We start from the raw sequence: 2,500 nt of genomic DNA on the forward strand, positions 1-2,500 counted from the left end.
TGATTTTCATCTGTATTGAGAGTTATTGGATTTTTTCTAGGTTTGGCGGTGACCTACTCTCCCACGTCTTGAGACGCAGTACCATTGGCGCGACGGCACTTAACGGCCGAGTTCGGGATGGGATCGGGTGTTTTGCTCGTGCTATGACCACCAAACCGAGGAAAAATCCTGGACTGTCGTTTGCGCTGCAAGCGACGCGCGGCGACAGCGATTGCGGGGACCGCAATTGCGTGCCGCACCCATTTATTCTGGGTGCGTTCGCCTGTCCAACATCAGAGTTTTGTCCAAGTCTGGGCGACTTCTGATTTTGTTTCCAGTTGTCGCGATGTGCTGTTCGCCATCGCTTGAGTCTTGCTTTTACTGGATCAAATCAAGCCTATCGGGCCATTAGTACCGGTCAACTGAGCGCATTGCTGCGCTTACATCTCCGGCCTATCGACGTGGTGGTCTACCACGGCCCTCGGGGATACCTTGTTTTGAGGGGGGCTTCCCGCTTAGATGCCTTCAGCGGTTATCCTTTCCGATCATAGCTACCCTGCACTACCGCTGGCGCGATAACAGGTCCACCAGTGGATCGTTCACCCCGGTCCTCTCGTACTAGGGGCAACTCCTCTCAAGTATCCTACACCCACGGCAGATAGGGACCGAACTGTCTCACGACGTTCTAAACCCAGCTCACGTACCTCTTTAAACGGCGAACAGCCGTACCCTTGGGACCTGCTCCAGCCCCAGGATGAGATGAGCCGACATCGAGGTGCCAAACGGTGCCGTCGATATGGACTCTTGGGCACCATCAGCCTGTTATCCCCGGCGTACCTTTTATCCGTTGAGCGATGGCCCTTCCACTCGGGACCACCGGATCACTATGGCCGTCTTTCGACTCTGTTCGACCTGTCAGTCTCACAGTCAGGCTGGCTTCTGCCATTGCACTCAACGAGCGATTTCCGACCGCTCTGAGCCAACCGTCGCGCGCCTCCGTTACGCTTTGGGAGGCGACCGCCCCAGTCAAACTACCCGCCACACAGGGTCCCGGATCCGGATAACGGACCGCGGTTAGACATCAAGCAGAACAAGGGTGGTATCTCAAGGGAGGCTCCCCAGGAACTGGCGTCCCTGGTTCGAAGCCTACCACCTATCCTGCACATGTTCGGCCTAATGCCAGTGTGAAGCTGTAGTAAAGGTGCACGGGGTCTTTCCGTCTAACCGCGGGAAGCCTGCATCTTGACAGGCAATTCAATTTCGCTGAGTCGATGTTGGAGACAGCGGGGAAGTCGTTACGCCATTCGTGCAGGTCGGAACTTACCCGACAAGGAATTTCGCTACCTTAGGACCGTTATAGTTACGGCCGCCGTTTACCTGGGCTTCAATTCGGAGCTCTCACTCCTCCTTTTAACCTTCAGGCACCGGGCAGGCGTCAGACCCTATACGTCGTCTTGCGACTTCGCAGAGCCCTGTGTTTTTAGTAAACAGTCGCCACCCCCTGGTTTGTGCCCCCGGATCCAAGTTGCCTTGAACCCGGGCCTCCTTCTCGCGAACTTACGGAGGTATTTTGCCGAGTTCCTTCAACATCGTTCTCTCAAGCGCCTTGGTATTCTCTACCAGTCCACCTGTGTTGGTTTAGGGTACGGTCTGATGGAGGGCTATTTCCAGGAACCGCTCAGCTGCCCGACCAATCCGATAAGGTCGAACAACACCTGCGATCCGTCACATCCTCCTGGCCTAGGAATATTAACCTAGTTCCCATCGGCTACGCCTTTCGGCCTCGCCTTAGGGGCCGGCTTACCCTGCTCAGATTAGCTTTAAGCAGGAACCCTTGGACTTTCGGCGACAGGGTCTCTCACCCTGTTTGTCGCTACTCATGTCATCATTCTCGCTAGTGATCACTCCACCGGATCCCTCACAGGCCGGCTTCACAGTAAACACCCTATCCTCCAACGATCCCGAAGGATCTAAGGAGGATTGGTGTTATATCACACTACGCTCCGCTACCACTGCATACGCAGTCCTCAGCTTCGGCTCATGGCTTGAGCCCCGGTACATCTTCGCCGCAGGACAACTTGATTAGACCAGTGAGCTGTTACGCTATCTTTAAAGGATGGCTGCTTCTAAGCCAACCTCCTGGTTGTTTTGGTCGTCCCACCTGCTTTCCCACTTAGCCATGAATTAGGGGCCTTAGCTGGAGGTCAGGGTTGTTTCCCTCTCCACTACGGGCGTTAGCACCCGCAGTGTGTCTGCCATCTAGTACTCCCGGGTATTCGGAGTTTGGTTAGGATCAGTAAGCCTGTGGGGCCCCATTACCCATCCAGTGCTCTACCCCCCGGGGTATTCGGATGACGCTCTACCTAAATAGATTTCGCGGAGAACCAGCTATCTCCGAGTTTGATTGGCCTTTCACCCCTAGGCACAACTCATCCCGACCTTTTTCAACAGGTGTGGGTTCGGTCCTCCAGTGCGTGTTACCGCACCTTCAACCTGGTCATGCCTAGATCACTCGGTTTCG

General features: G+C 55.1%; 2 rRNA genes (1 of these 2 cut by a window edge). Both read right to left on the reverse strand.

Annotation, left to right across the window (positions count from 1 at the left end):
- Positions 1-40: 40 nt before the first annotated feature.
- A 5S ribosomal RNA gene (gene rrf, locus ARC39_RS25015) occupies positions 41-155 on the reverse strand.
- Between the two features lie 211 nt (positions 156-366).
- Positions 367-2,500, reverse strand: a 23S ribosomal RNA gene (locus ARC39_RS25020) (it continues 691 nt past the right edge of the window).

This window comes from Tropicimonas marinistellae, assembly GCF_001509585.1.
GTDB lineage: Bacteria > Pseudomonadota > Alphaproteobacteria > Rhodobacterales > Rhodobacteraceae > Tropicimonas > Tropicimonas marinistellae.